Source organism: Paenibacillus xinjiangensis (assembly GCF_059686975.1).
In genome coordinates this window covers 105,610-122,013 of sequence record NZ_JCAALS010000003.1, presented here as the reverse complement: position 1 = coordinate 122,013, position 16,404 = coordinate 105,610, and the positions used below count along the sequence as shown (strand labels likewise).

Sequence of the window (16,404 nt, the reverse complement as noted above, 5' to 3'; positions counted from 1 at the left end):
CCCGTTATTGGGCGCAAGCCGAAGTCGGTTATACTAAATCAATCGAAACCGAATCCTGATGCATCGTTCCGGTCAACGTTCTCGGACGGCCATATTCTTGCTCGGCCTGCGTCTCACTCTTAATATCGATTTTCCAGCCAGTAAGCTTCGCTGCTAAGCGGGCATTCTGACCTTTAATTCCGATTGCCAATGAGAGCTGGTAATCAGGAACGATAACGCGAGCCATCTTCTCCTGCTCATATACAATAACCTCAAGCACTTTCGAAGGACTTAACGCGTTCGCAACGTACTCCTCTACATTATCAGACCAGCGGACAATATCAATCTTCTCGCCCGTCAGCTCATTAACGATAGTCTGTACACGCATACCCTTAGGTCCTACGCAAGATCCAACTGGATCAACTTCCTCGTTGCGTGAGTGAACTGCAATTTTGGAACGGAATCCCGCTTCGCGGGCAACAGAACGAATCTCGACTACGCCATCGTAAATTTCTGGCACTTCAAGCTCAAACAGACGCTTAAGCAATCCTGGATGTGTACGGGACAAAATAATTTGCGGCCCCTTGGTCGTATTCTCAACCTTCGTAATATAAGACTTAACCCGGTCGCCGTGCTTGAATTTATCCGTCGGCATAAGCTCAGTCAGAGGAAGCACAGCTTCCACCTTGCCTAGGTCGATGAATAGATTGCGGACATCCTGACGTTGAACAATACCATTAACAATATCTTCTTCTTTGTCGATAAAAGCATTGTATATAAGTCCGCGCTCTGCTTCGCGGATCCGCTGTGTGACGACTTGCTTCGCGGTCTGCGCTGCAATTCGTCCAAAATCACGCGGCGTTACTTCGATATCTGCAATGTCATCCAATTGGTAATGCGGATTGACTTCGCGTGAAGCATCTACGGAAATTTCAAGACGTGGATCGAGCACTTCATCTACAACGGTTTTACGAGCGAATACTTTAATAACTCCTGTATGCCTGTTAATATCGACACGTACGTTTTGTGCGGAATTGAAATTACGCTTATAACTAGAAATTAGTGCTGCTTCAATCGCTTCAAGCAGCACATCCTTTGTTATCCCTTTATCCCTCTCAATTTCCGACAATGCTTCAATAAAATCCATGCTCATTGGAATGGAGCTCCCCCTTTCAATAATAAAACAACTAGAAAACGATTGCCAGACGTGCGCCGGCAACTTTGGCATAAGGAATAACATGTTCTTTCTTGCCGACCTTCACGCTTACCTGTTCACCATCGAATGCTGTAAGTTGTCCTTCAAATTCCTTGGAGCCGTCAACAGGCTCATAAGTCGTTATGTAGACATGCTTGCCAACAGCTTTGTGAACATCCTCAGCTTTTTTCAGCGGCCGTTCTGCCCCTGGAGAAGATACCTCGAGGAAATAAGCATCCGATACCGGATCGTTGCCATCTAGCTGTTCGCTTAAAAATTCACTAATCCGGCCGCACTCATCTATATCGATGCCGCCTTCCTTGTCTACGAACACACGGAGGAAGAAATTGCTGCCCTCCTTGACGTACTCAATATCAACAAGTTCAAATCCATTGCTGTTGAGAAACGGCGTAATCATTTCTTCAACGACGGTTTTGATTGTGGATGTGCTCAAATTGGTGTAACCTCCCGTTTGGACATACGTTGGAAATTGGGGTCGTATACCTAAAAACCCAAAAACAAAACGTAAAGAGTGGGTTTCCCCACTCTTTGCTTCAAAGTCTCTATCAACATCATTGCCAGAAAAATTATAACATAACCACTTAGGGAGTGACAAGAAATGTTTTCAAGCTCCAGCCTCTTAAAACAAGGATAATTGGTTCGATTCTGGCAGTCCGCGGAAGCATCCCATGCCACTCAGCACCTCAACAATTGTCTTACTTGCCTTCGATTTCTGCTGGAAATCTTCGATCGACAAGAACTCGCCATAATCACGAGAAGCTGCGATATTCCGAGCAGCATTCTCACCAACACCCGCCACCGCTCCGAAGGGAGGAATAAGAGAATCCCCTTCGATAATGAATTTGGTTGCCTCGGATTTGTACAGATCAATTGGCTTGAATGAGAAGCCCCGAGCTGTCATCTCCAGCGCCATCTCCAGCAGCGAAATGCTGTTCTTCTCTTTCGTTGTCGCGCTAAACCCTTTGTCTTCAATCTCTATCAGCTTCTTGAGTATCGCTTCATATCCTTGGCACAGAATTTCGAGATCGAAATCCTCTGCACGTACCGTGAAGTAGGTTGCGTAATACTCAATTGGGTAATATACCTTAAAATATGCTGAACGAACTGCGGCAGTAACATAAGCGGCAGCATGCGCCTTCGGGAACATATACTCGATGCGCAAGCAGGAATCAATATACCATTGCGGTACCTTGCATCGCTTCATCTCATCGATCCATTCCTGCGTTAGCCCTTTCCCCTTACGTACGCTCTCGGTAATTTTGAATGCCAAGCCCGCATCCATTCCCGCTTTGTAGATCAGATAGAGCATAATATCATCCCGGCAGCCAATAACGGTCTTAATGTTGCAGGTACCTTTTTTGATCAGCTCTTGCGCATTGCCAAGCCATACCCCTGTTCCGTGGGACAGTCCTGAAATTTGTAGTAGATCGGCGAACGAGGAAGGCTGCGTTTCCTGGAGCATTTGACGAACGAACTTCGTTCCCATCTCGGGAACACCGTAAGTAGCAACCGGAGTTCGTATTTGCTCAGGAGTAACGCCAAGTGACTTGGTTGAATTGAAGAGGCTCATCACCTTCGGATCATTCATCGGAATCGTCGTAGGATTAACGCCAGTCAAATCTTGCAGCATCCGCATCATGGTCGGGTCATCATGACCAAGAATATCGAGCTTAAGCAGATTCGCCTCGAAGGCATGGTAATCGAAATGAGTCGTTTGCCACTCAGCATTCACATCATCTGCCGGGAATTGTACTGGGGTTACATCCTCAACTTCCATATAGTCGGGCACGACGACGATACCGCCGGGATGCTGTCCGGTGCTTCGCTTCACGCCGGTAACCCCACTAGCAAGCCTCGACAGCTCGGCTCCACGCCATTTTTTATTCTGATCCTCTTCATATTTCTTAGCGAAGCCATACCCTGTCTTCTCTGCCACCGTACCAATTGTACCTGCACGAAATACGTTTTTAGGACCGAATAGCTCCTTCGTATAGTTATGGGCAATCGGCTGATACTCACCAGAGAAGTTAAGGTCTATATCGGGAACTTTATCGCCTTTGAATCCTAGGAAGGTTTCGAACGGAATATCCTGTCCATCGCCTTTCATTGGCTTGCCGCATTTGGGACAGCTCTTCTCCGGCAAGTCAAAGCCAGACGGTATGCTGCCATCAAGAAACCACTCATTATGACGGCACTCATCATTCACACACATATAATGTGGAGGCAGCGGATTAACTTCAGATATGCCAAGGAAGTTCGCAACTACGGATGAGCCAACCGAACCCCTGGAACCTACGAGATAGCCATCTTCATTCGATTTCTTCACCAGTCGCTCTGATATGAGATAGTTGGCTGAGAATCCGTATTTAATAATCGGGACTAGCTCTTTCTCTAGACGATCGATGACCAGCTGCGGCAGCTCGTCTCCATAGAAGGTTTTGGCTGTCTTGTAGCAAGTATCCCGGATTTCTTCATCGGCTCCCTCAATAATCGGAGTGAACAGCTGATCTGGGAACATGGCGAACGGCTCAAATCTCTCGGAGAGCTGAATTGTGTTCGTAACTACAACCTCATAAGCGCGAGCTTCACCCAGAAAAGCAAATTCTCTAAGCATCTCGTCCGTCGTACGCAAATGCGCATCCGGCTTACGCATATCCTTCAGTGGACTGAACCCGGTTATTCCGTGAATGGCGATATCTCGATAGATTTTATCCCGTGGATTCAAGTAATGCACATTGCCTGTCGCTATAACCGGCTTCTTAAGCTCATCTCCGATCTGACACACGCGCCTTATAGCTTGCTCAATCTCGGCACGGCTGCCAACTAGACCTTTGTCAACCAGATGCATATAGAAATCAATAGGCTGAATCTCCAGAACATCATAGAAGCCTGCGACATCCACCGCTTCTTCATAGGACTTGTTCAGCACGGTCTCAAAAAATTCGCCCTTCTCACAGCCTGAAATGACAAGTATGCCTTCACGAAGCTCTACCAGCTTACTTTTAGGAATACACGCCACTCTCTTGAAGTGCTGTGTATGGGAAATCGTGATCAGCTTGAACAGATTTTTTTTGCCGACAGCGTTAAGAGCATAAATACAGCAATGAAAAGGTCTGGAGTTGGACAAGTCCATGCCTACATAGTCATTCAATTGATGAAGTCCAGTAATATTACGTTCCGCTGCATCCCCAATAAGCCCATATAACACGCCGCCAAGTGCCAAGGAGTCATCAACAGCGCGATGATGATTCTCTAGACTGACTTTATACTTCGCAGACAAGGTATTCAGACGATGATTCTTCAGCGTTGGATGAATAAACCGGGCGAGCTCCAGCGTATCGAGTACCGGATTCATAACCTCTGGCATGCCAAGCTGCTTGCAATTCGCCTGTATGAAGCCAATATCGAATCTGGCATTATGAGCTACCAATACGGCATCACCGATAAAGGCTATAAATTCCTTCAGCATCGGCTCAAGCTCTGGCGCATCTTTAACCATGTCATCATTAATCGTTGTCAGCTGAGTAATATGATAGGGTATTTTCTCATGCGGGTTGATGAAGGTGGAGAAACGGTCTGTCTCCTTTCCATCCTTCATCTTAACCCCAGCTAGCTCGATTATTTTGTTATTCACAACGGACAAGCCCGTAGTCTCGATATCGAACACGACATATTCAGTCGTTGCCAGCTGCTCTTCTCTCTGATTCAATACCATAGGCACTGCATCATTGACTACGTTAGCCTCTAACCCGAACAACACGTCGATTCCATTCTTCTTCGCAGACTTGAAGGCATCTGGATAACAATGAATATTGCTGTGATCGGTTATGGCAATCGCTTTATGCCCCCACTTCGCAGCAGTCTTCACATACACATCAATTGGTGTGACGGCATCCATTGCACTCATTGTAGAGTGAAGATGAAACTCTACACGCTTCTCCTCCGCGTTATCTTTGCGCTCTGGAGGAGCAGTAACCTCATGCAGATCATTAGGAATCATGACGAGCTCAGGCTCCTGCATGAAACGGTCGTAATCGACCTTACCGCGAGCTTTCACCCACTTGCCGTTAGCGAGCAGGTTCATTACCTTTACATCTTCCTTGTTCTTAGCAAATACTTTCATAGCCATGGAATCGGAGAAATCGGTAACATTGAAGGTATACAGCGTCATTCCGTTGCGAAGCTCCTTGACCTCGAGACCGAATACCGCTCCTTGTACCGTTACTTTTTTCTCTTCTTCTCTTATATTCATAAGAGGTGTTGGCTCATCACGAATATCATAGCCAACAGCCAAACGGGCTGGTGGCTCGTCCCCATCTTCACTTCCAGACTCCGTCGCAGCACTTTCCATAATCTGCTGAACAGCGTCACGTTCCTCTTGTGAGATTTTTTGCTGGAACTCATCATAAACCTCTTGCCTGGATTCACCGCCCACCTCCAGCTTAACTCTGAAGGTTCGGGCAAATTCATTCTCGTAATAACGAATAATGGCTTCATCGATTTTTTTCTTGCGGGCAAGTTCCAGACCCATGCCATCCAATAAAGATATCGTAATTGTATCTGCATCGGCAGTCATCTTAGCCTTCAGCAGCCAGCCGTTGACCGAAGCAATCTCTTTCTGGGCCCACTCGATGAACAATGGCCAATATTGCTCAGCAATGTCTGCTGATGTCACTTCATCCTCATAGATGAACTTAAATGAAACATCTGCGATATGCTTAAACTTCATGTGAGCCGCTTGGCATAGTCCCATGTATGCTTTAAAAGGTACTAAGGACGTTTTGCGAATGCAAAACGTCCATGTTCTGTTGCTTTTACCTACTATAACTTGCTCGATATATCCATCTTGATAATAGGAATTAATAAGTTCTTGCGGCAGCTCCGACTGCTGCAGCAGCAATTCGAAGCGTTGCCGATTATCCCCGGTTTGGCTCATGGCTATCACTCCTAACGATCCAATCCGATCCTTGTCCAACTAGATGCGGTTATGTCTTAGTACGCTCTCGCGAATACAACAGTATGCTCAGCATCGTCTCCACATACGAGACACTTGCTCTTCTTCACAGCAGGCTCAAATGGAATGTTACGGCTTGTTGCGCCCGTTTCTTCCTTAACCTGCTTCTCGCAAGCTTCAGAACCACACCAGCCAGCCAGTACGAATCCGCGTTTTTCTTCCATAGACGCTTTCATCTGATCCAATGAATCGACATCATAGAAGTTGTCCGCTTGGAATTGCTTCGCTTTCTCGAACATCTCGCGTTGAATATCTGCGAGCATCACTTCAACTTCAGCAGCCAGATTGTCCTGCTGAACGATTTTCTTCTCACCGGATACACGAGACACAAGAACGACAACTCCGTTCTCCATATCACGAGGTCCAAGTTCAAGACGCAGAGGCACACCGCGCATCTCGTATTCATTGAACTTCCAGCCTGGGGTTACATCAGCACGATCATCCACACGTACACGGAAGCCTGCTTGCTTAAGCTCAGCGTACAGCTCGTCCACTCGTCCTACAACCTGCTCACGCATCTTAGCTGGTCCGATTGGTATCATGATGATCTGTGTAGGTGCAACCTTAGGTGGCAGCACCAGACCGCGGTCGTCACCATGCGCCATAATCATAGCTCCGATAAGACGAGTACTTACACCCCATGAAGTCGTATGTGCAAATTGAAGAGCGTTGTCACGATCCAAATACTTAATATCAAAAGCTACTGCGAATTTAGTACCAAGGAAATGCGAGGTGCCCGCTTGTACAGCTTTTCCATCTTTCATCATCGCTTCGATCGAATACGTATTAACCGCTCCCGCGAATCGTTCAGATGGCGTTTTCTCACCCATGATAACAGGAATTGCCAAAAACTCTTCTACAAAATCACGATACACACCGAGCATCTTCATTGTTTCTTCCCGTGCTTCTGCTTCCGTTTCATGAGCCGTATGGCCCTCCTGCCACAAGAACTCGCTTGTGCGCAGGAATGGCAGCGTACGCTTCTCCCAACGGACAACGTTCGCCCACTGGTTGATCAGAAGGGGAAGATCACGATAGGATTGAATCCATTTGGCATACATATGTCCGAACATCGTCTCAGAGGTAGGACGGATAGCAAGTCTCTCCTCCAGCTTCTCTCCAGCAGCCTCAGTTACCCAAGGAAGCTCTGGATTAAAGCCCTCGACGTGCTCCTTCTCTTTCTGGAAGAAGCTCTCTGGAATGAACAGTGGGAAATAAGCATTGCGATGGCCGGTTTCCTTGAAGCGGCGATCCAGGTCGCGTTGAATATTTTCCCATAGCTCATAGCCCTCCGGACGGAACACAATACAGCCCCGTACTGGTGAATAATCCATAAGCTCAGCTTTCTTAATAACATCGATATACCATCTTGAAAAATCCTCGCCCTGCGGCGTAATTTCTGTTACGAACTGTTTATCCTTCGACATAACCGATTTATGGCTCCCCTCTTACCAACCGCAAAATATCATTATACGTTACTACTACCATAAGCAGCATAATCATCGCAAAGCCGATAAAATGAACCATGCTCTCCCGATTCGGATCAATGGGACGACCGCGTAGTCCTTCCAGACCAAGGAAGATTAAACGGCTGCCATCCAATGCTGGTATCGGAAGCAGATTAAATATGCCCAAATACAAACTAAGCAGAGCTGTCCATGAAGTTAGCTGAGCAATACCCTGCTGAGCAATCTGGCTCGTTACTTCTGCTGTTCTTACTGGCCCACCAAGATCATCAAGCTTGAATTCACCAAAGATGAGCTTTTTGAAGCCTTCAAATATACTGATCGTCATCGCTTTCATTAATTTAGCGGAGCCCGTAATGGTCTCAGTGAAGCTAGCTGTGCGGGTAGGCAGTGACGCTGTAAGTCCAACTTTACCTATGCCCTCTTCATTCGGCACTGGAGTTAGCTCGACCTGCTGCTTCACACCGTCGCGAATAATATCCATCTTGACAGGCACATTCGGTGATTTCCCGATAATATCAATCATCTTATCGAAATCAGCACCGATCTTCGTTCCATTAACGGAATCAATAACATCGCCTTTTTGGAGCTGTGCTTGCTCAGCCGGCATTCCTTCTGAAACTTCATTAACAAATAGCTTATCCGGCGATTCTACCGGCACGCCAACCATTTGAATATAGGCTGCGAAGAGTACAAAAGCCAGAACAAAGTTCATAAACGGCCCAGCAAAAATCGCTAGCGCTCTTGCTCTGACAGTCTTGCTGCCGAACTGACGATCATAAGGCGCAATTTGAGTCTCTTTGCCTTTGCTAATCATTAGAGCTTGAGGGTGAATATCGTAACGTTCAAGCTCCCCTTCGATATCCAGAGAAACGAATAGCTCTTTCTCCAGATCAATGCCCACTACTTCGCCTCGTACAACGCCGCTGCGCTCATCAAGACGATCGAGATAAATGCGCGTGACCTTGCCGTCCTTCACTCGCAGTGCAATTGTCTGTCCCGTGTTCACGTCCACAATCTCCGGGTCTTCTCCGGCCATTCTGACGAATCCACCTGCAGGCACTAGACGCAGTGTAAACCGAGTTTCTCCACGCTTAATAGAGAACAGCTTCGGACCGAAGCCAATTGCAAATTCTCGAACTAAAATACCGGCGCGTTTTGCAAAATAGTAATGTCCCCATTCATGAATGGTTACAATAACAAAAAATACGAGCACGGTCAAAAAAACAACCTGAATCATTTCCATAACGAGCCTCCTGTTCGTAACGGCCTGTACATAGATTATCATTATTCTCCCGTTCGATTCAAGAGAACCGCTAATTGAAGCACATGCTAGATGATTGCTGCTTCTCTACGTGCCCATGCGTCGATTTCTGCTATTGTTTCCAAATCGTTCACATTTGTTACCTTATGCCGCTCCAATACTTGTTCAAGTACATTCTCAATCGTTAGGAAAGAAATTTCTCCATTCAAGAAGCGCGCAACAGCCACTTCATTCGCTGCATTGAATACGGTTGGCGCAGATTGTCCTGCCCTGCCGCATTCAAAGGCTAATCTGAGGCAAGGATAACGCTCATAATCCATTTCACGGAAGTGCAGCTTGCCGATTGCCGCCAAATCCAGACGGTCAGTCGGCGTCGGTTTCCTATCCGGATAAGTGAGTGCATACTGAATAGGTACGCGCATATCCGGCATTCCCAACTGAGCAATGACACTATTATCCGCAAATTCCACGAAGGAGTGAATAATGCTCTCTGGATGAATTAATACCTTGATCTGATCATAGTGAACGTCGAACAGCCATCTAGCTTCAATGACTTCCAGACCTTTATTCACCATTGTAGCTGAATCAATCGTGATCTTAGCGCCCATGGACCAATTAGGATGGTTCAGAGCTTCCGTTACTGTAACTCCAGCAAGCTCACTGCGTGTCCGATCTCGGAATGAACCTCCTGAAGCAGTCAGTGTAATTTCATTCAGAGCTTTGCGCTCCTCACCGTTCAAGCATTGATAGATAGCTGAATGCTCACTATCAACTGGAATAATCGAGACGCCTTTTTGGCGAGCCCGTTCCATAACGATATGACCGGCCGTCACTAACGTTTCTTTATTTGCCAAGCCTATTGTCTTGCCTGCATCAATAGCCGCGAGCGTTGCTGGCAAGCCTCTGCTACCGAGAATCGCCGTTATGACGATATCGGCCTCCGTGCCTCCTGCAAGCTCGACGAGCCCCTCCTCACCGTATAGAACGCGTATGCCTGCAGGCAGTGAAGCTGCTGCTTCATCTGCCAATTGTTTGTTAGCCAGACAGACGGTAGACGGTCTGAACTTGCTGGCTTGCTCAATAAGTAAAGAAACGTTGCTGCCGGCCGATAAGCCGACGACTTGATAGCTCTCCGGATCGTTAGCAATGACATCGAGCGTCTGGGTGCCGATAGAACCGGTAGAGCCTAGAATCGTGATTCTTTTCATGCTATTCCTCCTTGAAGTTATGTAACTCTGCTTCTAAATGGGCAGCAGACCGGATAGCACGAGAAGAGGGAATACAATAATCCAGCTGTCACAGCGGTCAAGTACGCCGCCATGTCCGGGCAGCAGTCTACCCGTATCCTTAATGTCTCTAACGCGCTTGTATGCCGATTGAATGAGATCCCCGAGTTGTCCAGCTATTGCTGCGACCAATCCGATCAGCAAAGCCTTAGGCAAGCTAACCAGCTCAGGAGCCATCAACGCAAAAAGAACAGCAACGACTAAAGACAGAACAATTCCGCCTACCGAGCCTTCAATGGTTTTATTGGGACTGATAGAGGGCCACAGCTTATGCTTACCAATAGCACGACCAGCAAAATAAGCGCCTATATCGGATGACCATATACATCCCAGCAACAAGAATGTCCAGAACATGCCATATTCATCTATTTGCCGTACTGTGTGCATTGCGCTAAAACCATATCCTACATATAAAGCGCCTAACAACATAAGCGCGGCGCTGTCGATCGTTATTTTATTTTTGGTAACAACCGTAATCGTAAGCAGTAAAAATGCGAGTATCCATAGAATCGTTATAGCGGAGGGTGAATGCATGCCCCATAAATCCCATGGAAGCACGAATAACAGCATACCCGCATAACCGAGTAGAGAAACCGGATGATTCCAAGATTGTCCGTTCATTTTCACATATTCGGTAAATCCAATAACCGCGAGCAGCACAAGCAAGCCAGCATACAGCCAGCCGCCGGCAATTGCCATAGCAATAAAAAACGCGCCAGCCAAAACACCTGTTACGATTCGTTGTTTCAAAGTATTAGTCACACTCCGTTATCGAAGCTCACAAGCCGCCGTATCGCCGTGTCCGGCGTAGATATTCATGAACTGCTTCTTGAAAATGAGTTTCGTTAAATTCCGGCCAGTATACATCTGTAAACCACATTTCGCTATATGCCAGCTGCCATAACATAAAGTTACTAAGCCGAATTTCACCACTAGTACGAATCAACAGATCTGGGTCCGGAATACCACTGCTAAGCAGACGTTCTGACATTAGCTGTTCATCAATCTGTTCAGAGGACATTCGTCCTTCTTGAACATCAATTGCTATATCCTTGATCGCTTCAAGCATTTCCTTACGACTGCCATAGTTCAGAGCAAAATTCAGAACAAGCCCTGTATTATTCGCCGTCTTCGTTATCGCTTCCTCAAGTGCACTCAGCGTATAGGAAGGCAAATCTTCTTTATACCCCATCATGCGGACTTGAACGTTTTTGGTAATCAGCTCATCCAGCTCAATTTCTAGAAATTGCTGCGGCAGCTTCATCAGAAAGTCAACCTCGGCCTTCGGACGCTTCCAATTCTCCGTTGAAAAAGCGTATAGTGTCAAATATTTGACACCAAGTCTGTCCGCCTCCATGACGATCCGTTTCACTGCTTTCATGCCGGTATGATGACCTGCGATACGCGGCAAGCCGCGATCCTTGGCCCAACGACCATTGCCATCCATAATAATTGCGACATGCTCTGGCACATTGTCCGATGCTAATGGTTCAGCCGTTCTTGAAGACGATTTGCCAAGTTTGGACCAAAGTCGACTGATCATCTTCGTTCCTCCCACCCGAAATTCAAAACCAAACCCCACCTGACGGAGGGGCTCGAGGCGCAATTATACTTCCATGATCTCTTTCTCTTTAGCAACCAGAACTTTATCTACTTCAGCAATAAAGCGGTCTGTTGCTTTTTGAATGTCTTCTTGATGGCGACGCGATTCATCTTCAGAAATCGTCGTTTTCTCCATCTTTTTCACATCGTCATTCGCGTCACGGCGAATGTTGCGGACAGCTACCTTCGCTTCTTCTCCGAATTTCTTCGTCATCTTCACGAGATCCGCACGACGCTCTTCAGTAAGCGGCGGGATTGTAATCCGAATAGATGCTCCGTCATTCTGTGGAGTAAGACCAAGATCTGATTTCATTATCGCCTTCTCAATCGCAGCGATCGATGATTTGTCCCAAGGCTGAATGAACAATGTACGGGAATCAGGCGTATTGACGTTCGCTAGCTGCGTTACCGGCGTCAAAGCTCCATAATATTCAACTTGAATGCGATCGAGCAATGCAGGTGTAGCACGACCTGCGCGCAATGAAGATAAATCACGTTTCAAAGCACCGATTGCTTTTTCCATACGCTCTTCTGCGTTTTTCTTAACCGCTTGTGGCATTATTTTGCACTTCCTCTCACAATGGTACCGATCTTCTCGCCAAGCACTACACGTTTAATATTCCCTTTCTCTGTTATCGCGAACACGACAAGAGGAATATCATTGTCCATGCATAACGACGAAGCCGTCGAATCCATAACACCAAGGTTCTTATTAAGTACTTCCATATAAGTAAGCTCTTCGTATTTCACAGCTGTTGGATCCTTGAATGGATCAGCTGAATATACGCCATCTACTTTGTTTTTGGCCATCAGAATGACCTCAGCTTCAATCTCGGCTGCGCGAAGTGCCGCAGTTGTATCCGTGGAGAAGAATGGGTTGCCTGTTCCTGCTGCGAAAATGACGACGCGGCCTTTCTCCAAATGGCGAATCGCACGACGTCTAATGTATGGTTCAGCGATTTGCTGCATTGCAATTGAGGTTTGTACACGACTAGGCACTTCAATTTGCTCCAGAGCATCTTGCAGAGCCAGAGAATTCATTACCGTAGCGAGCATACCCATGTAATCCGCTGTTGCACGATCGATTCCTTTTTCCGTACCTGCAATTCCACGCCAGATGTTACCGCCGCCTACGACGATAGCTACTTCCACGCCAAGCTCGATGACTTCCTTGACTTGATCTGCAATTTCCGAAATTACCGAAGCCTCAATACCATATCCGAGCTCTCCGGATAATGACTCACCGCTTACCTTCAACACAATCCGTTTAAATACAGGCTGTACCAACGTCCCTACCTCCATCTTGAACCTTGCAAGCAAGGTTACATCCACTTTTCATTACAAATAATTGACCTCTAGTTATAAAAGCAGGCGGGGCGGACGCCCCGCCCCGCCTGTGCGTTCGGTTTACAGTTTTGCTTGTGCCATAACTTCTTCAACGAAGTTATCCACTTTTTTCTCAAGACCTTCACCAAGCTCATAACGAACGAAACGACGAATGGAGATATTCTCACCAATTGCGTTTACTTTTTCGTTAAGCAAAGCAGAGATCGTTTTGTCTGGATCTTTAACGAAAGATTGCTCAAGCAAGCAATACTCTTCGTAGTATTTGGAGATACGGCCTTCAACCATTTTATCAACGATTTTCTCAGGCTTGCCTTCGTTAAGAGCTTGTGCTCTCAGAATTTCTTTTTCTTTCTCAAGCTCGTCGCCAGGAACTTCTTCACGACGTACGAATTTAGGATTCGAAGCTGCGATATGCATAGCGATGTCTTTTGCAAATGCACGGAATTGATCCGTTTTTGCAACGAAGTCAGTCTCACAGTTAATTTCAACAAGTACGCCGATACGGCCGCCTGCGTGGATGTAAGATTCTACAACACCTTCAGTAGCGATACGTCCAGCTTTGTTAGCTGCAGCAGAAAGACCTTTTTCACGAAGGAATTCGATCGCTTTCGTGATGTCACCATTCGTTTCATCCAAAGCTTTCTTACAATCGAGCATTCCTGCTCCTGTTCTTTCACGTAGCTCTTTAACTGCACTCGCACTAACTGCCATAATTTAGCCCTCCTGAGAATCATTTGTTATGTTTTTACATTTACGTTCAAAAAAAGGGCGGTGAGAGGCTTTCACCTTCTGACCACCCTTTGTTGACTAGCAAGGTTTCAATCGATTAAGCAGTTGTTTGTTCAGCTTGGTGAGCTTCAACAATTGCATCAGCCATTTTGGAAGTGAGCAATTTAACTGCACGAATCGCATCATCATTACCTGGGATAACATAATCGATTTCATCCGGATCGCAGTTTGTATCAACGATACCAACGATTGGGATACCAAGTTTGCGAGCTTCAGCAACAGCGATACGCTCTTTACGAGGATCGATGATGAACAAAGCGCTAGGCAATTTTTTCATGCCTTTGATACCGCCAAGGAATTTCTCCAAACGGTCTTTTTCTTTGTTAAGGATAATAACTTCTTTCTTAGGAAGCACTTCGAAAGTACCGTCCTCTGACCATTTCTCAAGCGTACGCAAACGTTCGATACGTTTTTGAATCGTTTGGAAGTTAGTCAGTGTACCACCAAGCCAACGTTGGTTGATGTAGAAGTTACCGCAACGCTCAGCTTCCTCTTTAACAGAGTCTTGAGCTTGTTTTTTCGTACCAACGAACAGCATAGTGCCGCCGTCAGCAGCGATAGAGCGTACAAAGTTGTAAGCTTCTTCTACTTTTTTAACTGTTTTTTGCAAATCAATAATGTAAATTCCGTTTCTTTCTGTGAAGATATAACGATCCATCTTAGGGTTCCAGCGACGAGTCTGGTGACCGAAGTGTACCCCAGCTTCTAGAAGCTGTTTCATGGAAATAACCGCCATTTCTTACACACCTCCTGTAATGGTTTTTGGTAGTGCTCCTCCGCCTATCTCATCTTTCGCTAAAACTTCCGGCAACCGGAAGCACCGTTAGCAAAATTAATCGGCGTGTGTTTTTAACACCGTCAATTACTATACCATATACTATAGTCAACGCGCAAGCGCAACAATCCATTGACTATAAACAATAATTTTTAACGAGCTTCCTCATTCTGCAGCTGCGCAAGCTCATCTTTTGTGAGTGGCTGACTCGTAATCTTGGTGATCACTTCATCAACGGTAGGTACACCGATAAACAGAAAATAACCGGCACGAACCGGTTTCTTGATTTTTTTCATTTTCGTAATAAAAGCGGATTTATCCGTAATTAAATCATTTTCTTTCAAAAGCTCTGATGTCTGCGTCAAATTCATACCGCCTTCAATACGCAGGACTAGCTGCGCAGGCTTATCTTCAACATCAGGAGCACTAGCTTCCTCAGTAGGCTCCATCGAAGGCTCTTGTATAGATTCTGCGGTTGGTGTAGGCGATGCTTCCTCTTGCTCTGCATCCGCCTCGGTCTTGGAGGTCAGCTCTGCAGAAGCCCGCTCCGCAGCAAGAAGTATATCCACCTCAGCTTGTGTATAGACCTTATCCTGTTCGCTGTTCAAGCTGCTGCTCAGCTTCTGTTGATTGTCCTCCCCAACGGACATAAGCTGCAGCAACAAAGCACCAATGATAATTCCGATACCCAGCCCGCTAAGAAATGTGCGATTTTTAAGCACGGAGTCCCTCCTCTTGCTTGGCCAGCTGGAGGATAAGCTGAACTTCCCCTTTGTTCATACCCATCTTTTTGGCGATGGCTTCAATCGACTTGCCTTGACTGTATAGCTCCAGCAAGCTGGCATAGCGCCCTTGTATCGTATGTGGAGGGACAACTAGCTCTTCAGCGGGAGCTTGCTCTTCTTGGGCGGGCAGCTCAGGTACAGCATGGATTACTGGCTGATGAATAGCTGCCACAGGTGCTTGCTCTTGCTTCTCTCCAAGCAGCTGCTCCAGCTTCACAAGCTTGGACTCCAGCTCATTAATACGCTGTTCCTTCTTGTCTGCCTTATAGCGCTCATCATCCTTCGTCGCAGCAACAAGCTTGACAAGCTCCTGATTATCCTGCTCCATATTTTCCATGAACTGCTCTAGTGCGACTTCCATATTACGTACAGCTTGATTCGAGTCCGCAGCGGCCTCTTTCTTACGTGGTACCAGCAAAGCAAATACGAGTACAACCGCTCCTACCAAAACTATGTATACCCAGTTAGACATGAATGCACCTACCTAAAGTTTTGCGAAGCAAAACTGACTTCGTAAGCCTTATAACTTTACATCGAAATGATGTCCTTTATAAGGATGGGCAGGCTGCCCATCATCATCATCATTCGCTGTTTGTTCTTGTTCCTTGCGTTTTTTGGACTGAGAAGATCCCTCTTGCCGCTCCTGCTCGCTACGCACATGCAGCCCGTTCGATTGCTCAATCTCGGCATTCTTCCCACGCTGCAGCTCCATTTGCTTCGCTTCCTGCTCGCCAAGCTTCGTTTGCTCCATCGCGGTCCTATGGTTCATTTGTCCTTGTAAGGAGCTATTCTCAGGCGTACGAGGAATGGATATTTGCAGATCGATCGGTTTAAACGGCATTGCCCGTCTCCCCTTTCACCTTTTACATATAGGAAAAAGC

15 protein-coding genes are annotated in these 16,404 nt (G+C 46.5%); all 15 read right to left on the bottom strand.

Translation table 11 applies throughout. The annotated features are described in order from the left end of the window. Window positions 1-28: 28 nt before the first annotated feature. The 15 genes from nusA to AC6ESP_RS04485 all read right to left on the bottom strand — a co-directional run bounded on the left by nusA (window position 29) and on the right by AC6ESP_RS04485 (window position 16,364). Window positions 29-1,132, bottom strand: coding sequence for a transcription termination factor NusA (gene nusA / locus AC6ESP_RS04555; RefSeq protein ID WP_497095499.1), 1,104 nt, complete (start codon window positions 1,130-1,132; stop codon window positions 29-31). A 34-nt stretch (window positions 1,133-1,166) separates the two neighbouring features. Next, window positions 1,167-1,628: a ribosome maturation factor RimP gene (gene rimP, locus AC6ESP_RS04550; RefSeq protein ID WP_497095498.1), complete on the bottom strand. Its 462-nt coding sequence runs from the start codon at window positions 1,626-1,628 to the stop codon at window positions 1,167-1,169. A gap of 186 nt (window positions 1,629-1,814) precedes the next feature. Beyond that, the gene (locus AC6ESP_RS04545) at window positions 1,815-6,131 is read right to left on the bottom strand and encodes a PolC-type DNA polymerase III (RefSeq protein ID WP_497095497.1); all 4,317 of its coding nucleotides are present in this window, start codon (window positions 6,129-6,131) and stop codon (window positions 1,815-1,817) included. A gap of 56 nt (window positions 6,132-6,187) precedes the next feature. Continuing rightward, window positions 6,188-7,636: a proline--tRNA ligase gene (gene proS / locus AC6ESP_RS04540; RefSeq protein WP_497095496.1), complete on the bottom strand. Its 1,449-nt coding sequence runs from the start codon at window positions 7,634-7,636 to the stop codon at window positions 6,188-6,190. A 7-nt stretch (window positions 7,637-7,643) separates the two neighbouring features. Then, window positions 7,644-8,921 carry an RIP metalloprotease RseP gene (rseP, locus tag AC6ESP_RS04535; protein WP_497095495.1) on the bottom strand — a complete coding sequence of 426 codons (1,278 nt, stop codon included), beginning with the start codon at window positions 8,919-8,921 and terminating at the stop codon, window positions 7,644-7,646. 86 nt (window positions 8,922-9,007) lie between these two features. Further along, window positions 9,008-10,147, bottom strand: coding sequence for a 1-deoxy-D-xylulose-5-phosphate reductoisomerase (locus AC6ESP_RS04530; RefSeq protein WP_497095494.1), 1,140 nt, complete (start codon window positions 10,145-10,147; stop codon window positions 9,008-9,010). 33 nt (window positions 10,148-10,180) lie between these two features. Beyond that, window positions 10,181-10,975: a phosphatidate cytidylyltransferase gene (locus AC6ESP_RS04525; RefSeq protein ID WP_497095493.1), complete on the bottom strand. Its 795-nt coding sequence runs from the start codon at window positions 10,973-10,975 to the stop codon at window positions 10,181-10,183. A gap of 28 nt (window positions 10,976-11,003) precedes the next feature. Beyond that, window positions 11,004-11,768 carry an undecaprenyl pyrophosphate synthase gene (uppS, locus tag AC6ESP_RS04520; protein ID WP_497095492.1) on the bottom strand — a complete coding sequence of 255 codons (765 nt, stop codon included), beginning with the start codon at window positions 11,766-11,768 and terminating at the stop codon, window positions 11,004-11,006. Between the two features lie 63 nt (window positions 11,769-11,831). Beyond that, window positions 11,832-12,386, bottom strand: a complete 555-nt coding sequence (frr, locus tag AC6ESP_RS04515; RefSeq protein WP_497095491.1) for a ribosome recycling factor — start codon at window positions 12,384-12,386, stop codon at window positions 11,832-11,834. Continuing rightward, window positions 12,386-13,114 (bottom strand): UMP kinase, encoded by a 729-nt coding sequence (gene pyrH, locus AC6ESP_RS04510; RefSeq protein WP_497095622.1) that lies wholly within the window; start codon window positions 13,112-13,114, stop codon window positions 12,386-12,388. The genes frr and pyrH overlap by 1 nt, the downstream gene beginning before the upstream one ends. 120 nt (window positions 13,115-13,234) lie before the next feature. Further along, entirely contained in the window at window positions 13,235-13,885 is a 651-nt protein-coding gene (gene tsf / locus AC6ESP_RS04505; protein WP_497095490.1) for a translation elongation factor Ts, read from the bottom strand. 115 nt (window positions 13,886-14,000) lie between these two features. Beyond that, window positions 14,001-14,699 carry a 30S ribosomal protein S2 gene (rpsB, locus tag AC6ESP_RS04500; protein WP_497095489.1) on the bottom strand — a complete coding sequence of 233 codons (699 nt, stop codon included), beginning with the start codon at window positions 14,697-14,699 and terminating at the stop codon, window positions 14,001-14,003. A 191-nt stretch (window positions 14,700-14,890) separates the two neighbouring features. Next, window positions 14,891-15,460, bottom strand: a complete 570-nt coding sequence (locus AC6ESP_RS04495; protein ID WP_497095488.1) for a hypothetical protein — start codon at window positions 15,458-15,460, stop codon at window positions 14,891-14,893. Continuing rightward, window positions 15,453-15,995 (bottom strand): hypothetical protein, encoded by a 543-nt coding sequence (locus tag AC6ESP_RS04490; RefSeq protein ID WP_497095487.1) that lies wholly within the window; start codon window positions 15,993-15,995, stop codon window positions 15,453-15,455. The genes AC6ESP_RS04495 and AC6ESP_RS04490 overlap by 8 nt, the downstream gene beginning before the upstream one ends. A 48-nt stretch (window positions 15,996-16,043) precedes the next feature. Continuing rightward, window positions 16,044-16,364, bottom strand: coding sequence for a hypothetical protein (locus AC6ESP_RS04485; RefSeq protein ID WP_497095486.1), 321 nt, complete (start codon window positions 16,362-16,364; stop codon window positions 16,044-16,046). Window positions 16,365-16,404 lie beyond the last annotated feature (40 nt).

Excerpts from the sequence above, each read along its gene's own strand:
- nusA (WP_497095499.1), bottom strand. The coding sequence starts at position 1,132 with ATGAGCATGGATTTTATTGAAGCATTGTCGGAAATTGAGAGGGATAAA.
- AC6ESP_RS04545 (WP_497095497.1), bottom strand. The coding sequence starts at position 6,131 with ATGAGCCAAACCGGGGATAATCGGCAACGCTTCGAATTGCTGCTGCAG.
- proS (WP_497095496.1), bottom strand. The coding sequence starts at position 7,636 with ATGTCGAAGGATAAACAGTTCGTAACAGAAATTACGCCGCAGGGCGAG.
- rseP (WP_497095495.1), bottom strand. The coding sequence starts at position 8,921 with ATGGAAATGATTCAGGTTGTTTTTTTGACCGTGCTCGTATTTTTTGTT.
- AC6ESP_RS04530 (WP_497095494.1), bottom strand. The coding sequence starts at position 10,147 with ATGAAAAGAATCACGATTCTAGGCTCTACCGGTTCTATCGGCACCCAG.
- uppS (WP_497095492.1), bottom strand. The coding sequence starts at position 11,768 with ATGATCAGTCGACTTTGGTCCAAACTTGGCAAATCGTCTTCAAGAACG.
- frr (WP_497095491.1), bottom strand. The coding sequence starts at position 12,386 with ATGCCACAAGCGGTTAAGAAAAACGCAGAAGAGCGTATGGAAAAAGCA.
- tsf (WP_497095490.1), bottom strand. The coding sequence starts at position 13,885 with ATGGCAGTTAGTGCGAGTGCAGTTAAAGAGCTACGTGAAAGAACAGGA.
- rpsB (WP_497095489.1), bottom strand. The coding sequence starts at position 14,699 with ATGGCGGTTATTTCCATGAAACAGCTTCTAGAAGCTGGGGTACACTTC.
- AC6ESP_RS04490 (WP_497095487.1), bottom strand. The coding sequence starts at position 15,995 with ATGTCTAACTGGGTATACATAGTTTTGGTAGGAGCGGTTGTACTCGTA.
- AC6ESP_RS04485 (WP_497095486.1), bottom strand. The coding sequence starts at position 16,364 with ATGCCGTTTAAACCGATCGATCTGCAAATATCCATTCCTCGTACGCCT.